Origin of the sequence: uncultured Sphingobacterium sp., from assembly GCF_964277905.1 — a bacterium.
In the GTDB taxonomy this organism is placed as follows: domain Bacteria; phylum Bacteroidota; class Bacteroidia; order Sphingobacteriales; family Sphingobacteriaceae; genus Sphingobacterium; species Sphingobacterium siyangense.
In genome coordinates this window covers 665,342-688,418 of record NZ_CAXYKD010000048.1, presented here as the reverse complement: position 1 = coordinate 688,418, position 23,077 = coordinate 665,342, and the positions used below count along the sequence as shown (strand labels likewise).

The following is a 23,077-nucleotide window of genomic DNA, read 5'->3' as shown; positions in this document are numbered from 1 at the left end:
GATAGGCGATTAAAAGGTCACTTGAATACCAGCAGAAAAACTTCGTTGGAATGGATAAGTCAACCCATTCCCCACGCGGTCCGAACCAGCTGTTGGATTGGTATACGTATTTTCGTTCAACGTCTCTGGATCAAAATAGCGCTTTACAGCAGACCATTCTAGGATATTTTCACCACTCAGATAAACACGTAGGTTACTGATCTTGGCGCGAGAAACGATTGATTTCGGCAAGGTATATCCAATGGTCAGATTTTTAAGACGCAAATATGCGGCATTCAACAGGTAATTGGTCTGTGGAATGGCCAGCCCTTGAGCTTGATCAATCCGGGTACCCAAGTTACGGTCCGCAAGCCATGACTGTAAGATCGGATAAGCCGCATTGAGATTTTGATCGGCCAGTCCCAAATTCAAATAAGCTTGCGAATGTTTCGCACGGTCGATATCCGAATCACTTCCCGGACGGTAGAAATCGAGCAAGTGCCCATAAAAGTTACCATAAGGCTGTTGGTATGTCCCCCAATACAGGTAGTCCAACGGATAATAATCGCGTTTACCAATGCCTTGAAAAAATGCCCTAAGATCGAAACCTTTCCAATCTGCAGACAGGTCTATACCAAATTGATAACGTGGCGTCGAGTTACCAATGATCTTGAGGTCTTTGGTATCGCCAAGTATATATCCTTTTTCAATCTTACCATTACCATCCTGATCCACATAGGTAGGCCATCCCGGAACAATCGACAAGGCGCCCCAGGGAATGATCGAAGTCTGATCCAACTTGGCAATCTCTGCCTCGTCTTTGAAAAGTCCGTTGCTTTGCAAACCCCAGATCTCCCCCATTTGCATGCCTTCATAATATTGCAGAATGCTTTTATTGGGGTTGTCAAAACGTGTAATCTTGGATTGTGAATCCGAAAGTAACAATTTAGCATTGAAGCGTAAGGGCGCATTGGCCACTTCGAAACGATCCTGAAAGTTTACCGTCAATTCCCAGCCATTGGTCTTCAGATCCGCTGCATTCTCCCGTGGCTCATCTGCCCCCAAGATATTGGGCAGATCTTTGCCTAGCGTCAACATACCTAGCGTACGTCTTGAATAATAATCAAAACTTGCCGAAAGTTTATTCTTGAGTACAGCAACGTCCAAACCAAAATTCACGGTATTTACCTTCTCCCAGGTATAATTTGGAGAAACCAAAGGTGGAACATCAATATAGATACCCCGTTCACTTCCGAATATGTATTCGGTATCCTTTTTTTCCATCGAAGGAAGGTATCCGTAATTCGAGACGGACTGATTGCCCAGCTGACCATATGATGCCCGAAGCTTTAAGAGATCCAAACCGCTTATATCCGACATAAAGCTTTCACGATCGATACGCCATGCCGCTGATCCCGAAGGGAAAAAGCCAAAACGCTTGCTTTTCGGAAAGCGCGAAGAACCATCATAACGACCATTGAATTCGACAATATATTTATCATCATACGTGTAGTTCAAGCGGTAGAAAGCGCCGCGAAGCGCATAGGTATCTATCGCTTCACCTATTTTCATTGTCCCTGTTGCAAACTGAATGGTTGGAAAGGATTCTGAGATCAAACCCGCACGCTCCGCTTTGATTAATTCATAGCGGTAATCCTCCTGATTGAAGCCCAATACCGCATTGACATGATGCTTGTTGAAAGACTGCATATAGGTACCAAAGATATTGTACACGTTGTAGTACGAAAAACCAAGGTCACGGTAAGACCCCGTATTCCCTTCTTTGCGGACATCATCCGGTCCGTAACCGATCTCGTATTGCTTGGTATACCAATTCCGATTCAAGGAATTACGCTGAAATGTATAATCGGCATTGACTTTAAATTTATTACCAAAGAACCGGAGTTCAGTATTGAAGGTAGATTGTACGTCCAGGTATTTTGAGTCCTTTTTACCACCGTCGACCATTTGGGCAGCAATAATACCCGCCGACGAATTGGCCCATGTTCCATCTGGATTCTTATCAAAGGATGTCGGAAAAATATTGTAGATATCAGCCAAACTCATTTGTGAAGGCTGAAGGCGGCGAATGCTTCCGATCACGGTATTATTGCCGAATGAGATAAAATCCGAAAGCCTATAGTTTACTTTCGAACGCAGGTTGTAACGGTCAAAATAATCTTCCGTGAGCTTAACAGGCGAATTTTGTCGGTTGTAGCTACCACTGATATAATATTGTACTTTTTCGTTGGAGCCCGAAATGGACAGATCATGTGAATTGGTTGCATTCCAGTCGGATAAGAAATAACGCGTCCAATCCCTGTTGCCCATATATTCCCAGACCTTGGAATCTGAGGGGTTGATACGCACACCGGCAATGGAAGGGTTGTCAGATCGTTCTTTTGCATATTGGTAAAACTGGTCCGAATAATTGACATTGTCCCAAGGTGTATTGTCCGTTGAGGTTTCCAATAACCGTGAAAACACATACGGATCCGTTATTTTATCGGGCATTACTGTCGGGGTATTCCATGTAAAGTTATTTGAATAGCTCACTTTCACATCCCCTTTTCCAGTTTTCGTGGTAATAATAAGTACCCCAAAGGACGCCCGTGCACCATAAATTGCCGCCGCAGAAGCATCTTTGATGACCGTAAAAGATTCGATATCCTGCGGAGCAATACGGATTAATTCAGCTGCCGAAATCGGTACGTTGTCAACCAAAATTAAGGGATCACCACCATTGATCGATGTAATACCCCGGATATTGATTTTAGGAGCCGCCCCCGGCTCGCCCGAATTGAACTGTATATTCAGATTGGGAGAAATCCCCTGAAGCCCCTGTGCTGCATTCGAGATAGGGCGGCTTTCGAGCACATCACCACTAATCTGATCCACAGCACCCGAAAGGTTGGTCTTTTTCTGTGTACCGTAGCCCACAACCACCACTTCTTCCATCTGATTGGCTGCTTCTGCGGTCAATTGAAACACCACACTCGATCTTTTGCCCGAGCTCACGATATACTGGCATTCCTCTTTGGGCAATAGTCCCGTATAAGTCACCAGGATACAATAGTTGCTGTCCACTGGCAGATTGTTGAACACCGCTTTCCCCTGCTGATCAGCCTGACCGGATCGCTTCAGGTTGCTACTCTTGTTTTTTATGGTCACCGTTGCATTGGCCAAACCTTTTGACTTCGCATCCTGCACGATGACAACAAGTTCCCCGCTTTGTTGGGCAAAACCCTTTTGGCCAAAAGCAATTGCTAGTAGCAGTAATAAAGCCCCCTTGGCTGGCCTTTTACCTGTTGAAAATTGTTGCATAGTTTTCATTAATAATTGAGCATAGTTTTCCTAGGCCTCCCTAAAAAGGGAGGCTCAATAGTGTTTTTTTATGGATTTTATTGACTGTTTTTTACGATCGTATAGGTATTTGTTTCGGTATTAAACTTGAGTTCGAGCTCATTTGCAATACAGATCGTTTGCAGAATCTGCGCGACCTCATTTTCTGTTGTATATGTACCATAGAATGATAGTCCTGATACATCGTTCGGAGAAAAGAGAATCGTTATGCGGTAGAAAGACGCCAAGGCAGGAAGCACTTCCGCCAAAGGCTTGTGGTGAAATTCCAATGTCATTTGTACGATCTCTTCCACTGGTTTTTCCAGTTTCAAAACAGGTTCTTTTCTTGGTTGTACAACTTTTTCCGCCCAAATTTGCCCTGGAGTCAAATAGGCAAGAAGCTTTTCTTCCCCATTTTCGCCACGCTCCTTAATGGAAACTCTTCCTGTGATCAGGCGCACACTAGGCTTCCTGTTTTTGGCCTCCTGCACAACCCAAAAAGAAGTTCCTAAAGCCGTTGTCAGGATATTGCCCGATAGAACTGTAAATGGGCGCGATTTATCGTGTGACACCTCAAAAAAAGCCTTTCCTTGCAATTGAATCGCGCGCTGTTTTTCTGGAAAGGGTTGCATCAAGGAGATTGAAGAATTTGCCAAAAGGCGGACTTTACTGCCATCTTGCAATAAAATCGTGCTATCCCGTACAACAGTATAGGTTATCATTTTGGACTTATCGACCGTTTTTTCGACCTTAACGGACTGCTTGCCTTTGGCATCCCCGCCACTATTCCGATCGAGTAGGTACCATCCGAATGAAAAACAAAAAAGAACAACTGCGGCCACCTTACCCCATAAGAGCCAAGGTGGATGCGCGATTTTAGTAGGTGTTTCGGTGGCTAGCAAACGGAGGTCTATCTTTTCTTTCATCCGCGTTTGAACCCCTTCCATATCAGCTTTGTACCCTTCTAAGACATCAAGTTCCTGCAACCAACGCATTAAATGTGCCCGTTCCTCATCCTTTATCTGTCCTGATGAATACTTTTGGATCAATTCCTCCAATTCCCTTTTTCTGTCTTGCATACACCCTATAGTTGCTCCAATTGGGTGATCGTACCATCGAAAAACCGTTAAGTTTATGTAAAGTTTATTTTAAAAAATTTAGTTAAAAACACCTTGGATAAGGATTAAAAAAAGAGGAGAAGAGATAAGGACACGAAGACTGTCGGATTTAGCTGTTGCTGCTGCATGTGCTGGCGCACAAGGTTCAACGCTTTACTTAATTGGTTTTTTACAGTTTGAAGCGATATGCCAAGTTGTTCCGCAATTTCATGATTACTGAGACTACGTTGGTATTTCAAATTAAAAACCACGCGCATACGGTCGGGCATTTCTACTACAGACTGTTCAATCGCAATCAGTACGTCTGTGTAATTCTCTTCATAGTCCACGATAGGAAAAATATCATGCAGACCATCTTGTACCATTAAGCTATACTGCTCTATATGTTTTTCATGCACACCTTTCTTTCTGAAATACTGAAACAACTTATGGTATAAGGCCGAAATAAGATAGGCTCGCAATCCACTATGAATATTGATCATGGCTCTTCTTTGCCACAGGTCCACAAAGAGATCCTGAACAAGATCCATAGCCACATCCACATCGCCTAACTTCTTAACTGCAACACGGAAAAGTGTGCTCCAATGATGCTCATAAATCTCATCAAAAGCACTGTAATCTGCATTTACCAGACGTTCTAATAGGATGGCGTCTATCGTTTTCACAAGCATACTCTCTAGATCAATAATTCTTCGTCAGCTGTAAAGATCATGCTTTAATACAACTACAATATTAAGGACAGGTAAAGAATACATTAACAACAAAAACCTGTTATTTATGCATCCCCCCGATCCGGAAAGCTCCACCGAAAGATTAGCTATCTCTTTAAAGCGAATATTTTACGTTTAATAAGGATTAAAAATGTCAGTTCATATAGGAATCAAGCCATCGCTTGGATATCACGTGAATACGCAAAAAAGTTAAGACTCAAAAAACAATTTAATGCGCATTTATTGAGCCTTAACTTATAAATTAACCGCTAAACGACCTATCGAGCCGATTAGAACATATAAAAGATACTTAACTGCGCCACGCTATTCTTAAAATCAGTTTTTAGCGTCGTAGAATTAAACTTACCTACATCCGTAAAACCTTGGTAGTATCTCGCTCCCAAGCCCAAACCTTTAGCTGGACCTTTCGTAAATTCATAACCCAAACCTGCAACAGCACCCGCATCAATCTTATCTGCAAAATCCACAAAGCCTGTATTTTTTGCATCTTTCATCAATAGATTGGCCTGCGCCCCAACTTCCGCATAAAGACCGATAGCCGATCGATATTTTACGAGGATCGGAACGGAGATATAGGATAACTTCAGGTCCTTATGCGTTCCGAACACATTGTCTGTGATTTTTGCACCCTGCATGGAATACAAAAATTCCTCTTGAAAAGACCACTTGTCTGTAAGCTTAAAATTGACTAGAAGCCCCCCATTAAATCCTGCGAGTCCTTCGGTACCGAAGTTCGCACCTGTAAAGTTACTGTAGTTTCCCCCAGCCTTTAAACCAAAAGAAAGCCTTTGAAAAATTCCGCCCAAACCTTGAGCAAAGGATACCTGTGCCATTGCCAAGACCAATCCAATTAATAATAGTTTTTTCATCACGAATAATTTCATTTAAAATTTATGTGACAAATGTAGATGCATTTAAAGAGGCTGGAAAGCTCAATAAGAAGACGAAATTGTCCAAAAAGTCGTTTTCTCAATATAAAACAATACATTTGGATAACAATACTTGACTATTATGGAAATGACGTTGCCATTTACGCACAATAAAAACTTGAAACAGCATAACCATAATGAGGATTTCATTTTATTGGAGACACCCACGATTGAACGGCTTAATTTTCCGGTGAAATTGGATGTCACCATAAGTATTATTTGCTTTAAAGGTCATTTGAAAGGGCATTCAAATATGCGCTACTTTGAAACGGGTGCCCCCTCTCTTATTGTACTCCTCGCGGGGCATACTGTAACCATAGAAAATGTGAGTGCCGATTTTTCTGCACTTTTTATAGTCATGTCAAAGACATTTACCTCAAGTCTTAATATCGAAGAGCATCTACCCGTTTTTCTTTCTTTGCATAATCAACCTTTTATTGCATTAAAAGATGCAGAACTAACGAGCTTGGCTGATTATTTTAAAACAGTGCAAAAAGTGCTGGAAACAGATAATCCTTATACCACAAAAATTCTTCAACACCTAACAAAAGCCTATTTTTACGGGTTTGGTTACAATGCCCATAACATCGAACGTCATACACAACAGGAAAAAAAGCCCCGATTGGAAGAACTGGTTGAAAACTTCCTAAATCAGGTACAGGACAATTTCAAACAAGAGCGGGGCATAGAATTCTACGCAGATAAGCTATGTGTAACTCCAAAGTACTTATCCAAGGTGATCAAAGAACACAATGGCCTGTCTGCTAAGCAATGGATTGATGACTATGTTGTGTGGGAAGCTAAAGCACTGTTAAAATCTACGCATATGACTATACAGCAGATCAGTAGTGAGCTAAACTTCCCTTCACAATCTTTTTTCGGCAGATACTTTAAGCGATCAGTCGGATTGTCTCCGTTCGCGTATAGAAAAATGTAGAAATTTTCCGAGGTAGTAAGCACACTTGTGCAAACCCATCAAAAATTGACTAAAAGGAATGCGACAGACTCAAATTGAGACGAGTTCCATTGCCTTTCACATAATTCATATTATTTGACTGCCATTGCGAGATCACCGTGTAATAATCCTTATTGAATATATTTTCGATTCCCAGGCGTATTAGCGATCGTGTGTTGATCTGATATCTACTGGAGAAATTGAAGGTTGTGAATGATCGGATAGGTCCTGTTCCATAGCTGAACAATCCATTAACAGGTTCAAAACGATTTCGGCCCGAAGTAGCGATCATTTGTGTTGTAAGCGACCATTGTTTCATTGGATTTACGGTAATAGAGCCCGTTATCTTAGGCGGATTGATGCGATCCCCACCAAGATATACACGACTTCCGTCCGTTAATTCTCTTTTTCCTTCCGTATATGAATAGCTCGCACCAAAATCCAGGATCGGATGTACGCGATAGTTTGCAGACAGCTCAAAACCGTAAATTTTCTCCGGAGAACGCGCAATCTGCGGATTTCCATCAACGAAAACATAAGATGCACCCAATGTCGAAGTACTATAGTATGTTGCCGCTTCATAGGAGAATCGCCCAATATCACCTGAAAATCCGAACTCATAATTATTGGCTTTAACAGCCTTAATGGACGTACTACTGACTGTATTTTCCTTTGCTGCACGCAATACAAGTCCCAGATCGGCGACACTGAAACTTTGAGAAAAACTCACAAATGGCTTAAAGAACTGTATTTTGGTGTAACGCAGTCCTGCATTGAGCATTAATGCCGTAAAGTTCAGGTTCCCACCATTGACTGCTACTCCACCGCCTACGTAATTTCCATTAACCGCATTTAAAATTCCTATCGTTGTAAAGTTCGGCACCTGAATATGTACATTTTCCAATCGGCTACCGGCTTTCAATATAAGATCTTTACCGATGTTTGTCTTCAACTGAAAGTAAGGGGCAAGATTACGCATATCCATATTCGGGATAACCGTGCGTCCATCTGTAAGCGTTGTGTTGGTTTTATCGGATAATAAATCCAAGCCGTAGGTAATCTCACTGGATACCACATCAGACCACTTAAAAGGGCTATTGAAATTTAGGCGTAAGCCTAGCTTTTTACTCCTGGTACCCGGCTGACCGTCTCCTTCAAAAAAATTGCTATAGTTGATCAAGGTCTCATAATCCTGAAAATAAATATTCGCATCGAAATCTGTTCGCCCAATTAATTCCTGTGCAGTGTATTTTAAACTGGCATTATGGTTATATGGCGTACCTTCCGGCTCTCCCGGTCTTTTCCCCAGGATACCGGTTGTCGGCGAATTAAAATCGCCATATTTCCCAGCTTTGGCAATGTAATCAGTATACTGCGTGCTTTTAAAGAAGTTGTACATCAGTTCCAGACGATTTTTAGCATCGATACGATAACTTATCTTGGCAAAAGCATTCCAATTTTTAAGATCATTCATGCCATATTCGGGCGACAATACTACACCGTCAGCGTCCCTGTAAAGACCCGTTTGTTCGTACCTTCCGCTTACGACATAATCCCAATGCCCCTGACTTCCGTTAAAAAGCTGGCTAATATTAAAGCCTCCCGTTTGCCCCGGTTTCACCAAAGAAAAATTACTACCTATTTCGGTGGTTCCACCAAACCTTTGGTCTACATCTGCATGTTTAGTGATATAATTGATGAGTCCACCATCGGCACCATTACCGTAGATGGCCGTTGCGCCTTTTATTACCTCAACCCGCTCGATTACACTTGGATCGAGCGAACGGATATCGCGGGCTCCATCTCTCAGCGGTGTAGATTGGGGAATGCCGTCAATCATAATAAGCACACGTCTACCCCGAAGTGTCTGTCCCAAATTTTGCGTACGATTGGTCGAAAAACCAAGCCCAGGTATGGTATTTGCCAAGATATCACTTAGATTATTACTGATACTGCGTTGTGATTCCAGTTGCTTTTGCGAAAGCACTGTTACCGAAGATGGTACCTCATCCAAGGATTCAATACGCCTGGAAGCAGATACAATCACCTCATTGATCCGGTTATTCGACCGAAGCACAGGTGCAATATCGAGGCTATCATTAGGTTGAATAGTGAGTACTGTATCGAGCATCTGATAACCGATTGCAGTAAACTGAAACCGGTGTGTTCCCGCAGATAATGACGAAGAAAACTTACCGAATGAATCGGTCTGCAGTTTTTTTGTAAGATCTATTCTCACCGTTACATGTGAAATTGCTTCTCCCTCCGAAGTGCGGACAGTTCCCGACAGATGACCGTCCTGCGCATACAAAGTAGTTGTCGATAATAGGATCAGTGCTAAAGAAGAAATTATTTTACTGTTATTTGAAGGAAGGCTATTCTTGCTATCGGTTAGATCGAATGAAATAGATTTTCGGTTGTTTTTCATCATGCACAAATATATTATTATTTATAACAATTCTAAATAATTAATATAAAAGTTCTGCCGCTATTTTTACCGAAGCCAAATACTTCTTTTAAATCGTTATCAAGTCCCCATTTTATTTCCCGTTGTATTCAACAGGAGACAACGATACTTCCTCAAAAAAATCTGCTTATAGCTGCATAAGCCATTCTAAATAGCAATCCATATTCTGATAAATATAACAAGACGGCCAAAGTCGACCGGGTAACATTCATTTACGTTTCAATAAACAAAGCCGTCTGAGTTCGCTCAAACGGCTTTGTGCTGCACTTCAGCATGGAGAAAAAAGTCAACATAGCGCGGATTTCTCCTACCAGTCGATAGCCCCTCCTCAATTAGGAATTATTTCGGATATGCACATCGCGCTGCGGAAATGGTATTTCAATCCCGGCCTTATCCAAAGCTTCCTTACAGTCAATGATCAGCTGTTCCTGCATGGTCCAGAAGTTTTCGTTGGAGGTCGTGACGCGTACAGAAAGATTGATCGCACTGTCGCCAAGTTCTGTCACCACCACCTGTGGCGCAGGCTCTTTAAAGGCAAATTCATTGTTTCTAACGATGTTGAGGAGTATTTCTTTTGCCTGTTTCAGATCAGCATCGTAGGCAACGCCAATGTCAAACCATGTGCGACGTGTTCCAAGTTTTGTATAATTGGTGATGCTACTATTTGACAACACCCCATTTGGAACAACCACCTGTTGATTTTGCGGTGTATTTAACTTGGTATTGAAGATATCAATTTCTGTCACCGTACCCGCGATATTTGTAGTGGAAGTTATGTAATCGCCCACGCGGAAAGGCTTGAGGAGTAAAATCAGTATACCGCCGGCAAAATTGGACAAGGATCCCTGCAGGGCCAGACCTATGGCCAGACCTGCTGCACCGATAATGGCCACAAATGCCGAGGTCTGCACCCCCAATTGTGTAACGACAACGATAAATAATAAGATATTTAAAATCCAACTGATGAGATTGCTTAAAAATCGCTGCAAGGAGACATCCATTTGTCGCCGCTCAAATGCCTTGTCTATCATCCGTTTGATTAAGCGGATAATCCAGGATCCGATCAGATAAATAAGCAAAGCAGAAATTACGGCAGTAATAATACGGGGCGCCCAGGCAATGGCAGAGGAAATAAAATTATTCCAATGTTGCTGGACATCGTTCAATTCTAAATTGTTCATAGCACTATTTATTTTATTAAAAATGTAAGGGTTAGAAACAAAAAGGGTATTATGTTGCTTTTATTCTAATTTAAAGCACTTTAAATTACATTTTCTCTAATTTAAACAACTAAATAGTAGAATTGTTCGTAGGAAAATCAAACAATATGGTCTTGTATCACTCCGTATATGGAATCTGTGACAAGAAAAATAAACAAGAAAGACACCGCAGTTCGCTAGATAAAATCATAAATCCCATTTTTCCAGCCCAATATTTTGTTGGAATCCGCATCAAGCCAGTTTTTCAGCAGCGTTGCGTACACTTTTCGAAAATCTTCCGTGTAGCGGAGATCCCCTTCATTGAGCTGGGTCAGGTCGGGCAAGGCATTGAGCAGCCCCTGTTTTTTTAGGCCTCCGGATAGAAAGAAAAGCTGGTTGGCCGTACCATGGTCAGTGCCATTGCTGGCATTCTGGGCTACCCTGCGACCAAACTCCGAAAAGGTCATCAGCATGACATGCTGAAAAAGACCATTTTTCTTGAGGTCATCCACAAAAGCCTCCACGGCATCGTTGATGGTGTGGAATAGACTCTCCTGCCGCTGCTGCTGATTGATATGCGTATCAAAACTACCGATCTGCAGATAGTATACCTGTGTATTGATATCCGATTTAATCAACGACGATACCGTCTTCAGATCCTTTCCAAGCACCGAATCGGGGTACGCTGCTGCGGTCTTCCTGGCTTTGCTCTGTTCAAAAATATAGTCGGCATTGTTGATCGTATCACCCAAGGTCTGATACAGATAGGCTACTGTTTCCTCTTCATGTTGATGCTTATGTTCCTGATAGAGTGTATTAAAGTACTCTTCACGGCTGGTCTGATAAAGCTTCTTGGGATCTTTAAACGCGAACGCTTTTTTCTGTTTTCCCTTGAGGGCAAGGCTCAGCATATCATTCACTTCCAGAGCTTGCGTCGGATGACCGCAGTCGTAACAGGCCTGATCGAGGTAGCGGCCTATCCAGCCGCTCTCCAGGTATTCGTCGCTTCGGCTCGCACTATGCCATATATCCATGCTGCGGAAATGCGATTTATTGGGCTCAGGATAACCGACATTGTTGAGTATAGCCAGTTCGCCACGATCATAAAGTGTCTTGAAAAAAGGTAAAGCCGGATGAATACCTGCTTCATCTGTGAGCGTTAGTGCATTATCGACCGCAATCGTCTGCCTTTCCCGAAAATAGATATCATTGCGCATCGGAACAATAGTATTCAGCCCGTCATTGCCGCCACTAAGCTGCAAGATGACCAACACCTTATGTCCCCTTTCCAGCGCTTCAGGCAAGGACATGGCTTTTAACAAATTGGGCAGCAGTAGAGATGCTGTTGCGAGTGAACCTGCTTTGAGAAATTGGCGTCTTTTGATGATCATAGCTTCCTATTTACGATTAACAGAGTTGATATTCGGGGATACTCATTACTTCAATAATAGTCCTACGACGGCTTCCGCCAGCGTAGCTATCGCGGAGTGTTTTACCAAAGGAAGGTTGCTGCTGCAGCAAGAGCTCAAAGGGATCCCGATCTGCAAATGCAGCCTCGACCCCATCCCAGTCAATGGATATTTTGGGATTTTTGTAGGCTTTAGCCAGCGCCCGCGACTGCTTCAGCCCCATATCGAGGTCGTCGTCATTCTGTGCATCAAGGTCCAGCGGCCGCAGGCCTGTCCATATCTGTGGTATCTGCATCCGGAGCAACAAGGTAGAGCTGTCGATCCAGGCTTTTCCAGATGGCCATCCCGCCACATTCGGCGGATACAGGAGCATCTGCCCCAGCAACTTTTGATAAACAATCAGGTTTTCGGGATTCGCTATCTCCATGGGCAGCATGCGCATGATACCGGCCATGAGTTCCACAGGTGACTTTATTTTGTTGCCTACATTTTTAGAGTCGTAAAACCAGGCTGCCGTAAATACTCGGTCTAGCAACCGCCTGATATCATATCCTGAATCGAAGAAATCCTTACTCAGCGTGTCGACGATTTTCTGATCCACTTGTTCGTTGACCAGAAAACGGTAGAGTTTATCGGTGATAAATCGGGCCGTAGCGGGTTGCTCCAAGATAATGTCCAAGATAGCATTGCCGTCGAAATTTCCGGTTCTCCCCAAAAATGTTTTGCTGCCGGAGTCATGAAACTTTTTACGTTCCAGGAACTGGGCATCCTTGTCATACGACCAGCCCGTAAATGCGCGCGCAGCTTCCCTGACATCCGATTCAGTATAGTTGCCACGTCCCATCGTGAAGAGCTCCATCACTTCCCGGGCAAAGTTTTCATTGGGATGGCCTTTCTTATTCTGTTGATTGTTGAGGAAATTGAGCATAGCCGGAGCTTTGGAAACGGCAAACAGCAGATCCCGGAAATTTCCGAGTGCATTTTTCCTGATTTCGTTGAGGATATGAGCGCTAAAATTGGAATTGATAACCCGGCTTGCAAAATGACCATGCCAAAAAAAAGCCATCTTCTCCCGGAGTTGATCTTCGCTATGCACCATTTCATTCAGGAAATTAAGGTTGATTTCAATATTACGCTTTCGATTAAGCTGCTGCACCTGCTTTTTGTCTGCGGCATTCAACTTGGAAAGCGCGGTATAGTCGACATCGGTCTGCTCCGTATTGAAACTGATCGGATGAAATTCATGTTCCTGAGCATATTGCTTCCAGAGTACTGCGGTAGACTGCTGTTCAAAAGCCGGAATCTGCTGTAGGCTCATCCCAAATCCGGCGCGATTTGCCAGGTGCATATTTTTTTTAAAATCGGACATCATCCTGTTTCCTTTTATACCTAAATAACGAATTATTTATAAATGTTTGCTTAGAGTAGATCCGATTTAACAAACATTAAGCTAAATTAACAAAGTGACTACCAAGATAACACTTTTCAAACTCCGATTTTTTTCATTAAATTTATTCGCATAGGGACAACAGAACCCCTTGTTGACGTTGCATACCTGTTTCACAAGTTACAATCATCAGTTGATAAACCTTTAAAACGAAATATAAGATGGCAAAATTAATCAACGTTTGGATTTCAGTATTCATTCTGCTCGTTTTTGTGCAATGCCTAGGAATTCAGAATGAGCCATCCGAAAACTTCGACTGGTTATTGGGAAAATGGCAACGTTCCAATGAGGCCAAAGATAAACGGACTTTTGAATATTGGCAGAAAATCAAAGACACTGAATATGCAGGTTTTGCTTTTACCCTACAAAACCTGGATACCATCCATCAGGAAAAAATGCAATTATTAAAATCCGATGGCGACTGGAATTTATTGGTTAAAACACCCGATGAGAAAGATTTTATCGCATTTGAGATAACCATGCTAAAAGACGGCCTGTTCGAGTGTAATAATGATTCGCTGCCCTTTCCTAAAAAAATCACTTACTGGCGTGAAGGTGAAAAGCTGAAGGCCAATGTCGCTGGCGACAGTCTCCAGATTCCCTTCGAATTTAGTAGGATTTCAAAATAAACAGGTCTAATTTTTTCCGCTCAATCACAACAATAAGTGTATGCGCCAGTCAAAATTCGGCGGCATAAATTCAAAATTTAGTTAATCATCGGTCGAGCCATTTCTTAAATTCCGCCACTTTGTTTTTGCTGATCAGGATAGACGCTGTACTTTGCGGTTTTGTTTGAATACGAAGCTGATTGCGACCGTATATCCATATACTTTCAATGGCATTGACATTGATAACATACTGCCGGTTGGCCCTGTAAAAGATCCGGTTGTCCAGCTCTTTTATCAAGTCGTCCAGACTACTGTTGACGGTATACTCCTTCCCTTCAAAGGTAAGCACCGTAACGATGCTTTCATTCAAAACAATATAGGCAATGTCTGCTGTATCAATCCTTATAATCTCGTCTTTTACGTAGGTTATCAGTCGTTTTCTGATTTTTTCCTCCAGAGAAACTGTAGGTACATCAGACTTTTGTCTTAGCTCCAGCTGTTTATTCAGTATGGTAAGGCTGTTAACCTCAGCATTTAGTCCTCCTATCTTCAAATCGATGGCAAGCTCATATTTACGGTAAAGCAATCGGATCAAGGTATAGCAGCCTGCGGTTATGAGCACAATCAATACGATTGCACCTGTCAAAAACTGGCTGTAAAGGTTTTTCAGCTGTTTTTGCATCACATCGATATTGGTATGGCTAGCCAGCATCCAGTCCGTTCCCTTGACGGGATATACGCTCACAATTTCGGAGCTACGATTCATTTTTTCAGGAAATGCACGTATACCCGAGCTTTGTTGCCCCGATTCCAGTACCTGCTGAAAACGCTTTTCATTTGCAGTATTCGAAAAAGTAGAATTCCCCGCATCAATTTTCTTACCGACAAATGCCGGATCAGGATGACATAATTCGATTCCCGTCCTGTTGTACATGCATACAAATTCACTTTGCACATCGGTATTTAATATGCTCTGCTGCAAATTGGCGATCACTTTCTCCGGCGGCAGACCGACCTCAAGCTGCTGTTCCAACAGCATACCCAGTTCACGGATCTCCCGCTGTCCCGACTGTATTTTCTGCTCGTTAAGCGTTTCTTTGGCCTGCGTATAGAAATAATGCAGAGTGGCCATGGTTGCCAGCGAGCATAGCAGCGCAATCACCGCAAAAGTGAGGATATATAATTTCGTTTTGTTCACCTTAAAAAATCAATAAGACTAAAATAGTGCTTTTAGGGCATTCATTCAAGCTAGATTATTCCCTTTTAGGAGCTATTTTCCCCCTCTCATCAACATGTCTATCGTCATACCGATTCACCAACGCTATGTTTGTGTAGATAAATCTTAATGGAACAATGAAAAAAATCAGATTCGTATTATTGTCTATCGCGGTCATTATTGCACTTATGCAACTCATCAGACCCAAACAGCCGAGCAATACCCCCAGCAGCGACCTTCCTGGAATTCCGCAGGAGGTAAATGCAATCCTCCGAAGCTCCTGCTTCGATTGCCATTCAAGCCAGACGAACCTACGCTGGTATGATCAACTGACACCGGTCAATTATCTCGTCAATGACCATATCACACGCGGCCGAAAGGCGTTGGATTTTTCAAACTGGGGCCAGCTCCCGCCAGCTATACAAAATACCAAGCTCTATTATTCACTCAATAAAATCCTATGGGGCCAGATGCCATTGCCTTCCTATTTGCTGGCACATCCACAGGCGGCACTGTCCGAAAAAGAGATCCATACCCTAAAGGATTTTGTGCGCAGCCGTAAGGCAGCCATTGGGATAGATACGATCAAAACGGACAAAATCAAACAGCAGTTTGCCGATTTCGTACAGCAGAAAATGGGGCAGTCCGACCAAACTGTACAACCCGCACCAAATGGCATTCGCTATATTTCCGGCTACCGCAATTGGACTATCATTAGCATAACCGACCGTTTCGACAATGGTACGCTACGCATGATCTACGGCAATGACATCGCTATCAAGGCTATCCAGGAGCGGCAGACAAATCCCTGGCCCGATGGCACCATCCTCGCCAAGGCCGCGTGGAAGCAAGTCGCAAATGCAGATGGAAGCCTATCAACGGGCGATTTTGTACAGGTCGAGTTTATGATCAAGGAAGCAAAGCAGTATGCAGCGACATCCGGCTGGGGTTGGGCGCGCTGGCGCGGTAACGATCTGAAGCCCTATGGTGGCACAGCCCTATTTACAGCAGAATGTATTGCCTGTCACCAACCTGTCAAAGCAAATGACCTGGTCTTTACCAGACCCCTGGATCTAAAAAAATTAACTGTTAGAAATCACTAAGTCATGAAAAATACAAGCTATATCGTAGTAGCCCTGCTACTGACATTACTGGTGGGCTGCGCACAACAGAACCCGGCCACAGATACCGCATTGGGGCTCAATGAGAGCGCCGCCATCCACGAACTGGCCGATCTACCCGAAAATCCGCTATTGCTCCACGGCATTACGAGCCGCATTCAACCCAAAGATGGTACCCTGTCCACGCTCTATGGCAATACCATCGCGTACGACCATGCCCATACACAGGGAGCCGGCAACTACCCTGCCGGAGCGGTACTGTATTACGTCACCTGGCAATCGGAAGCCGACAAACAATGGTTTGGTGCCAATGTCCCGGCGTTGATCAAAACTGTCGAGCAAGTTAAGTTTACCAATGAAAACAAGGTACAGTATGCGCTGTATAGGGGCAATAAACGCGAATCCGAAATCTCATCAAGCGAAATGCGAATCAACCTGATCAAAAACATGGAAATCGCCACTTTCGTGGAATAAAAGAGACGCAGTACGCAGCGATAGCTACTCAAAATAACGCGTAAAAGAATCTTTTATAAAAAGCCGCCTGGGTAGTCCAAGGCGGCTTTGTACGGTTTGAAACAGACTATGGAAAAATAATCCAATGTTCAAAATAACAACAAATAATCCGATAGGTAAACGATAGGCCTATGCCCTATTTTTTCGAATAACCTTCCATGATGTTCTTTGTTTTCAGACTTTGGTATTTTACCGTTTCTGGAGCATCTGATTTTATTATTTGTTCACAGGCATCGTATATGGCGCGACGCTGATACGAAAGTGGGAACCAGCTCAGCGCTTCCAGCGCTGTTACACGTATATCCGCCGAGTTACTTTTATCCAGAACGGTCTCAATCAGCACCGGCACCATGCGGTGATAACGGTACAGACGCATGGTACGGATATCATTGAGGCGCTCCTTTTCTTTTTCTTCCTTGTCCAAGATCTTTTTGGTCAAGGTCTGAGTTGTTTTCTCGCCAGAAAGAACGATCTGATCCAGTTTGTCCGCCAAAAGCTTCGCATTGCTCAAGCCAGGATTTTGTCGAATCTGCCGATCGATTTCCTGTTTGACCAGCGCTGGCTCCATAAAGCTAAGGGAGGTACGCAGACGGTATCCCACCCGTTCGGAGTGTGGGTCGCTCAGATACAGCTGGATCATATCTTTGACAAAATCATTTCCGCCAAACTCCGCCAGATCATACACTGCCGAACGGCGGATAAACTCATACGAATCGGATTTGGCGGCATGCAATACCTCAAAATAATCCGGATTTTCCAATTGACGCAATTGTATAAAAGCCTGTGTACGTACGGTTTCAAATGCCGATTTAAAGTAATACTCTTTCAATAAAGGGCTTACTTCTTTTTCAGGCAATATACGCGAAAGATAGACCAGGGCCAACGCCTGCAGGTCGGCATCATTTTCCTTCAGCAGCGTGCGCCAGTAGTCTGCATTCCGATCGTGTGAACCGATCGCTGTATTGATTTTCAGCCGCTGATCAGCCTTACCTGCAAAATGAAAGGTTGGGTCACCCAGAATATGCGTTTCCAAATACGCCATATGTTTCATCCAATTTCCTACACGAACACCATGCTGCAGCAAACCCATAAGCTCACCGGGCCACAAATCCTGTAGCACCCCTACCGAATTGGCCACCGCTGCGATATTGTCATTATCCGAAAACGGATAATAGCCCGCCAGATAATTGGGCAGATGAAAGGAGCCCGTCAGGCAGGAGTTGAGGTAGACCAAAGGCGCTTTGATATGCGCGTCTTTGATGTCGTGGATCTGCATATCCATATCGTCATTGAACAGGGAATCTGCCGCTATACTTTTGGGGTCAAAGGCATCGAGCATCCACTTCTCGTTTACACCAAGGGATTCCATAAACGATTTTTTGACCGCTTCCACATCCCTGCCATCCTCTTTTGCAGATCGAAGCTTGGAGCGGAGGTAACGTGCCACATTCTCCATGGAAGGCTGCGGATTGGAGGCCAATGGATAACCATTTAACAGCTGCAGCGTGGCCGTACCATGTCCGGTCATATACGCAAAATCCAACCCCTCCCGCTTCAGTTCATTCAATATATTGAACTTAATGAAGTTGTCGGAGCGAAAATTGATAAACTTGACTGAATTTCCCGGAAGAAACAAAGCGGGCATCTGCGATCTGAGTGCCAGCGCATCACCGATTGTCGCGTTGACCGAATTGGAATTATAGCCGTGACCGGTTGAAGCGATCATATCATTTAAGGGGCTTGCCTGTGCTTTCTGCTGAACGACCTTTTTTAAATATGCCTTGATTTTCGCAATAGGATCTTCGCCATTTTCCACGGGCGGCTTGATCCGCGCCGAATAGATATCCATCTGTATATACTGCGGCGAAGCAGCACTTAGGCTATAATAAAAATAATTGGACCTCGACTTGGCCGTATCCTGTTTGATAAAGTCAAATTGCAGGTCAAAATCATCGTAGTACCGATCGGATGGCACCGATGACTTATCCCAGCGGATATTTTGCGACATCTTAAAGGCCGAAGTCAAAAACTGCGCATCCCGTAGCATAGGAATTGGAATATCACCGATCAGCACTGTACCCTCCAGGGGCTGCTTTTTTGCATACAGGCTCTTCAATAACGTCCGGATTTCGTCCGGTTTGGCCCATTGACTCGAAATAATATAAGTGCCCAATCCATCTTTTTCCACTGCGGCACGATAAGCATCGATCTCAGGCTTTGCCTGATCGTAGGTATGCTGATCCACAATGATCGCAAAGCTGGTTGGACTTTTTACAGTAGGTTCCTGTATGGATTGCGCATGGAGCTGCTTCACAGCCAATAGACTCAATGCGAGGGATAAACCGGTAAACGTAGTATGCTTCATATTAAGATGTATTAAAATACGCATAAAGATGCACACAAATGTACAGTAACTTTATTTAAAACGATTAAAAATAATATATTTTATACTGAAATATATTATTTAACAGCGTATTAATCGGATTTAACTGAAATAATATTTTAAAATTCACTTATTTATAATAAATCTAAATACATATATTTGCAACATGTTAGCATCAACAAGCAAAAACAATTAGTCATTAATCGCTAAACGAATATCTATGAAACATCTTATCATCACCCTTGCGCTATCGTGGGGTACCCTGGCTGTGTTTGGACAAAAACAAGAACGCAGCCCACTCGCAAAAGATCTACAGATAAAAATTGCATTACAGGCAGCCCCGGCAGACCAACGCGAAGGCGCCAAAGTATTGGGTTATAACGAAAAAGGCGAGTTTGTCACCTTACAGGAAGGCACCGCCACCAATAACCTGATCTGTCTTGCACCGGATTACAAATCTTCCGTTTTATATGCCTATGCCTATCCAAAAAGTTTGGATCCTTTTATGGCCCGCGGGCGCGAACTAATCGCCGAAGGCAAACGCAAACAACGCGATGAAATCCGCGAAGCCGAACACAAAGCGGGCAAATTACCCATCCCGCAGACACCAACCATACTGTACGGCTATTGGGGACCATTGGCCAAACTGAACAACACAACCGGAGAAATCGAAGGTGCACAGCGACGTTATGTGATCTATGTTCCTTATGCGAAAGCAGCCGATATCGGCTTGTCGAGCAAACCGGGTTTACCTGGAATTCCCTGGTTAATGGACGAGGGATCTTACAAAGCACACATCATGATTAACCCCGAAAATATGGGCCATAGCCATGGAAAATAACGAACCAGTATTGATACGGCAAAGATCTATACTATTCTTTGCCCTATTGACCTTATCAGCATCAGCAACTACGTTCGCCGCTACAACCACCAACACAAAACCGTTGACTGAATGCTCTTTTCAGGACGGCGATATCCGTGGCATAATCACAGAGAAAAGCACCGGCAAGGCACTCAAAGGAGCTACCGTACAAATCAGGGAGCTGGGTCTGTACGCCAAAACCGATGAAAGCGGCCATTTTACGTTCGACCGCACTCCAAGCGGACAGTACACTCTCGTTGTCAGCTACCTCGGAATGCTGACCGTGGAGCAGAACGTGACTGCCAGCAAACAGCCTATTGTGATAGCATTGGCCGAAAACTCCATTGCCCTGGCAGACGTTGTGGTCGTTGGTCAGGAAAACCGAAAAGAAGGTGCCACCTCGACCATCATCAACCGCAAGGCCATTGAACATATGCAGGCGACCAACCTGGGTGAAGTCCTACAGTTGCTACCCGGTGGAATGACAACGAATCCGAGTTTCACCAATGTCAATAAAACCGGCATACGGAATGTAGGCAATAGCAACCAGACCAACCGTTCTTCGGATTATATGAGCTCCCTGGGTACTTCGCTAATCATCAACGGGGCACCAACATCCAACAATGCCAATTTGCAGTCTATGGGTTCTGCGGCGATATTAACGGGTACTTCGGGATCAAGCGGTTCGGCTGGCAGTTTTTCGACTTCCCAGGGTTTGGGTGCCGATATGCGGCAGTACACGGCCGATAATGTCGAATCCGTTGAAGTCATCCGCGGCATTGCCGGGGTCGAATATGGCGACATGACCTCGGGCGCCATTATCGTGCAGACAAAAGCCGGAAAAGAAGACCTGCAGATCAAAGGACGGATAAACCCGAAGCTTACCCAATTCTGGGCAGGCCAGGGTTTTGATCTCGGAAAAAACAAGGGGACTTTGTTTGTCGACCTTGACTACACCCGGGCCAATGACAAGCAGACATCGGCCTATGCCGCCTATAACCGCGTAACCGGTTCAGCGCAGTACAGCAAAACCTTTGGTCAGGAAAAACCATTGTATACCAATACCTATTTCTCTTTTGGTAGCAACCTGGATAATGTCAAAATTGATCCCGATGCCAATGCTGTTCCGCAGCTCAACAAGTCGCAGGAATACAGTTACCGCTTTTCGACAAATGGAAAATGGAAGGTCAATAAGGCCCTGGCCCGACAGTTAAACTATACCGTGTCATTGAATTACTCGCTTCAGAAATCATACATGGAAAATGCTGGAACTGCTGGTATTTCAGCTGTGGGAAGCTCGTATACCGATGGTACATTTGAGGCCCCCTATCTACCTGCCAGCTATATCAATAAAGCCTGGGTAGAGGGAAAACCGATCAATTTATTTGCCAAGATAGCGGATGAGTTTTATGCCAAAACAGGCCTTTTTACACACCGCGTCCTTGTCGGTACAGATTATCGAATGGATGCCAATAGTGGAAAGGGAAAGATCTTTGACCCCAACTTCCCCTACCGCACCAATAACCTGAACGGATACCGTGCGCGGGCCTACAAAGATATACCCGCACTGAATCAGCTCGGCGCTTATGCCGAGGACCGTATGACGGCCCGATTTGGAAAGCGCGAACTGGCTATACAGGCCGGTGTGCGTATGGATCAGTTACAGCCTTTCAGCAGCGACGGAAAGACCGCCGTGTCGCCACGGATCAATGTGAGCTACGATCTCCTGCCTGCCTTTACCCTACGCGGAGGCTATGGCATCGCCACTAAGGCACCTACCTTGAACATGCTGTATCCCGAAAATGCCTATTTCGATGTTTTCAGCTTAAACTATTACAAGCAGGATCCCAACGAGGCACTAGCGCTCCTGACCACACGCGTGTATGAAACAGGCAACGATCAGCTCAAGCTGGCCAAATCCTATAAAAAAGAATTGGGTATCGACTGGAAAGTCGGCAAAGGTCAGCGTTTGAGCATTACCGCTTATCACGATAAGATCGACAATGCCTACGACTATATGACCACCTTAAACAGCTTGCAGTATGCGCTTATTCCGACGTATACCGTGCAGCAGGAAGTAGCGGGCGGAAAACCGATTTTGAGTGATGTTGTGACCAATAACCCTTATGTATTTACCTATGCCACACCTACAAACGGCAGGCAGATCATCAACAAGGGGGCTGAATTTGATTTTGATATGGGCCGCTTCGACGCTATCCGCACTTCTTTTCAGCTCACCGGAGCCTATCAGTCGACCAAATCAACCACCACCATACCTTATATCCTTGCACAGGAGGTGCCCAACAAAACGATGACACGTGTCGGTGTATTTGCGCCACGCGGGACCGACAGCGAGCGACTCATGACCACTTTAAGAGCCATACACCATATTCCCGAACTACGGTTTATCCTGACCCTGACGGCACAGACCATCTGGATCGATAAGGAGCGTAATGTCGACTACTCCAGCCTGCCGATCGGTTATATCCCTGTGGGATCTGACAAACCCATGGACATCGTCTATTTTTCAGAGGCAGAGCGCCAGCAGATCACCTCGGCCGACCGCGATATTTACCTCAGTCTCAGCGACGCAACCTTCCGCACCGAAAGCTGGAAACCACTTTGGCTGTTCAACATGAAATTGACCAAGGAGTTTGCCAAAAATATGGGCTTCTCGTTCTATGCCAACAACTTCATCAACAACAGACCGTTGGTACGGAGTACACGCAATCCCGAACAGTTCACAAAACGAAATATTGATATCTTTTTTGGAACCGAACTGTCTATTAAATTCTAAA

Annotated in this window: 16 protein-coding genes; 6 read left to right on the top strand and 10 right to left on the bottom strand. The window is 44.1% G+C overall.

The window, feature by feature from the left end; genetic code table 11:
• Nucleotides 1–9: 9 nt before the first annotated feature.
• From ACHWSC_RS24640 to ACHWSC_RS24625, 4 genes are all read right to left on the bottom strand, one after another.
• Nucleotides 10–3,303 carry a SusC/RagA family TonB-linked outer membrane protein gene (locus ACHWSC_RS24640; RefSeq protein WP_394678573.1) on the bottom strand — a complete coding sequence of 1,098 codons (3,294 nt, stop codon included), beginning with the start codon at nucleotides 3,301–3,303 and terminating at the stop codon, nucleotides 10–12.
• 77 nt (nucleotides 3,304–3,380) lie between these two features.
• Complete coding sequence (locus ACHWSC_RS24635) at nucleotides 3,381–4,400, bottom strand: FecR family protein (RefSeq protein WP_394678572.1); 1,020 nt, start codon at nucleotides 4,398–4,400, stop codon at nucleotides 3,381–3,383.
• Between the two features lie 104 nt (nucleotides 4,401–4,504).
• The gene (locus tag ACHWSC_RS24630) at nucleotides 4,505–5,104 is read right to left on the bottom strand and encodes an RNA polymerase sigma factor (protein WP_394678571.1); all 600 of its coding nucleotides are present in this window, start codon (nucleotides 5,102–5,104) and stop codon (nucleotides 4,505–4,507) included.
• A 335-nt stretch (nucleotides 5,105–5,439) separates the two neighbouring features.
• Complete coding sequence (locus ACHWSC_RS24625; protein ID WP_394678570.1) at nucleotides 5,440–6,039, bottom strand: porin family protein; 600 nt, start codon at nucleotides 6,037–6,039, stop codon at nucleotides 5,440–5,442.
• Nucleotides 6,040–6,181: 142 nt separating this feature from the next.
• Between ACHWSC_RS24625 and ACHWSC_RS24620 the strand changes: the two genes are divergently transcribed.
• Complete coding sequence (locus ACHWSC_RS24620; protein ID WP_394678569.1) at nucleotides 6,182–7,036, top strand: helix-turn-helix domain-containing protein; 855 nt, start codon at nucleotides 6,182–6,184, stop codon at nucleotides 7,034–7,036.
• A 49-nt stretch (nucleotides 7,037–7,085) separates the two neighbouring features.
• On the opposite strand, the gene ACHWSC_RS24615 is transcribed toward ACHWSC_RS24620, so the two are convergent.
• The 4 genes from ACHWSC_RS24615 to ACHWSC_RS24600 form a co-directional block, all read right to left on the bottom strand.
• A complete protein-coding gene (locus ACHWSC_RS24615; protein ID WP_394678568.1) occupies nucleotides 7,086–9,485 on the bottom strand; it encodes a TonB-dependent receptor in 2,400 nt (799 codons plus the stop codon).
• Between the two features lie 368 nt (nucleotides 9,486–9,853).
• Entirely contained in the window at nucleotides 9,854–10,702 is an 849-nt protein-coding gene (locus tag ACHWSC_RS24610) for a mechanosensitive ion channel family protein (RefSeq protein ID WP_075992398.1), read from the bottom strand.
• A gap of 215 nt (nucleotides 10,703–10,917) precedes the next feature.
• A complete protein-coding gene (locus tag ACHWSC_RS24605) occupies nucleotides 10,918–12,111 on the bottom strand; it encodes a DUF1501 domain-containing protein (protein WP_394678567.1) in 1,194 nt (397 codons plus the stop codon).
• Nucleotides 12,112–12,127: 16 nt separating this feature from the next.
• Nucleotides 12,128–13,501 carry a DUF1800 family protein gene (locus tag ACHWSC_RS24600; protein WP_394678566.1) on the bottom strand — a complete coding sequence of 458 codons (1,374 nt, stop codon included), beginning with the start codon at nucleotides 13,499–13,501 and terminating at the stop codon, nucleotides 12,128–12,130.
• A gap of 236 nt (nucleotides 13,502–13,737) precedes the next feature.
• Here ACHWSC_RS24600 and ACHWSC_RS24595 point away from each other — a divergent pair, with 236 nt between their 5' ends.
• Complete coding sequence (locus ACHWSC_RS24595; RefSeq protein WP_394678565.1) at nucleotides 13,738–14,205, top strand: hypothetical protein; 468 nt, start codon at nucleotides 13,738–13,740, stop codon at nucleotides 14,203–14,205.
• 85 nt (nucleotides 14,206–14,290) lie between these two features.
• On the opposite strand, the gene ACHWSC_RS24590 is transcribed toward ACHWSC_RS24595, so the two are convergent.
• On the bottom strand, nucleotides 14,291–15,382 hold the full coding sequence (locus ACHWSC_RS24590) for a LytTR family transcriptional regulator DNA-binding domain-containing protein (protein WP_394678564.1): 1,092 nt from the start codon (nucleotides 15,380–15,382) through the stop codon (nucleotides 14,291–14,293).
• 155 nt (nucleotides 15,383–15,537) lie between these two features.
• Between ACHWSC_RS24590 and ACHWSC_RS24585 the strand changes: the two genes are divergently transcribed.
• The gene (locus ACHWSC_RS24585; RefSeq protein ID WP_394678563.1) at nucleotides 15,538–16,503 is read left to right on the top strand and encodes a cytochrome P460 family protein; all 966 of its coding nucleotides are present in this window, start codon (nucleotides 15,538–15,540) and stop codon (nucleotides 16,501–16,503) included.
• A gap of 3 nt (nucleotides 16,504–16,506) precedes the next feature.
• A complete protein-coding gene (locus tag ACHWSC_RS24580) occupies nucleotides 16,507–16,995 on the top strand; it encodes a hypothetical protein (protein WP_394678562.1) in 489 nt (162 codons plus the stop codon).
• Nucleotides 16,996–17,170: 175 nt separating this feature from the next.
• On the opposite strand, the gene ACHWSC_RS24575 is transcribed toward ACHWSC_RS24580, so the two are convergent.
• The gene (locus ACHWSC_RS24575) at nucleotides 17,171–19,399 is read right to left on the bottom strand and encodes a HEAT repeat domain-containing protein (protein ID WP_394678561.1); all 2,229 of its coding nucleotides are present in this window, start codon (nucleotides 19,397–19,399) and stop codon (nucleotides 17,171–17,173) included.
• 238 nt (nucleotides 19,400–19,637) lie between these two features.
• Between ACHWSC_RS24575 and ACHWSC_RS24570 the strand changes: the two genes are divergently transcribed.
• Both ACHWSC_RS24570 and ACHWSC_RS24565 read left to right on the top strand, forming a co-directional pair.
• On the top strand, nucleotides 19,638–20,258 hold the full coding sequence (locus tag ACHWSC_RS24570) for a hypothetical protein (RefSeq protein ID WP_394678560.1): 621 nt from the start codon (nucleotides 19,638–19,640) through the stop codon (nucleotides 20,256–20,258).
• The gene (locus ACHWSC_RS24565; protein ID WP_394678559.1) at nucleotides 20,248–23,076 is read left to right on the top strand and encodes a TonB-dependent receptor domain-containing protein; all 2,829 of its coding nucleotides are present in this window, start codon (nucleotides 20,248–20,250) and stop codon (nucleotides 23,074–23,076) included. Before ACHWSC_RS24570 ends, ACHWSC_RS24565 begins: the two co-directional genes overlap by 11 nt.
• The last annotated feature ends 1 nt before the right edge of the window (nucleotide 23,077 follow it).